Raw genomic sequence first — 1,005 nt, forward strand, 5'->3', positions numbered from 1 at the left:
CGTGATCGTCACCTCGGCCACCGGCCACGGCACCGCGCTGCCCGCGGCCGGCGGCGTCGGCAGCCCGCTCGGAGCGGGCACCGCGACGTCCATGCCCGCGGCGCCCTCACGGAACGCGACCGGGCCCCCGCCCGCCCCGAAGCGCGGGTCGCCGAGGCGCTCGACCGCCTCCTCCGCGCTGACGACGGCGTACTCGCCGAGGTCCACCAGGTCGGCCAGGGCGCCGTGCAGGGACTGCAGCCCAGCACCGGTGAACGACGCCCCCCACGTCAGACCGGTCCGCTGCCCGTCGAGCACCTGGTGCGCGACGACGTAGGACCAGCGATCGTCGCCGGGGTCCTGGGCCTCGAGCTCGTAGGCGGCCGGGTCCTCGCCGACCTGGGCGAGCACGTCCCGCAGCGCGGTCACGGCCGCGTCCCCCTGCGGCGCCGGACCGAGGTCCCGCTCCTCGCAGGGCTCGACGGGGAGGGGCTCGACGAGACCCTCCTCCGACCCGGAGACGCCACCGCCGGCCGCCCCGCCCTCGGCCACGTCCGGGGCCGCGCAGAACCACGGGTCCTTGGCCGGGTCGTAGTAGCTGAGCGAGACGGTCCCGTCCGAGAAGAGCTGCACGGTCGCGGACGTGCCGTCGGCCGCCCCGACCGTCCAGAACATGTCCTCCTGCCGCGGCTCGCCGGGGACGCCGAGCGCGGCCGCCGCGGCCGCCGCCGTCTCCGCGTCGAACGCGCTCGACGGGTCGAAGGCCCAGGCGCGAGCGGTCCCGGCCTCGGTCGGGAGACCGGACGAGGTGAAGACCGTGCGGCCGAAGAAGCCGCCCCAGGAGCTCGCGGCATCGGCGCCACCGGCCGCGGTCCGAGCCGACTCGGGCATCGCGGCGTCGGTCGACGCGGCGGTGTCGCCCGGCGCCCCCGGGAACGGGTTCGCCACGGCGATGGCGGGCTCGCTCGGCGTGTCGGCGCTGCCGCCGGCGGCGCCGATCGCGTAGCCGCCACCCCCGCCCACCAC

The 1,005-nt window shown here is 78.0% G+C and carries 1 protein-coding gene; it reads right to left on the minus strand.

The window, feature by feature from the left end:
- Positions 1 to 1,005, minus strand: a 1,005-nt coding sequence (locus tag N866_RS21750; RefSeq protein ID WP_216699501.1) for a hypothetical protein, incomplete at both ends; no start/stop codon positions are given.

Source organism: Actinotalea ferrariae CF5-4 (assembly GCF_000603945.1).
GTDB lineage: Bacteria > Actinomycetota > Actinomycetes > Actinomycetales > Cellulomonadaceae > Actinotalea > Actinotalea ferrariae.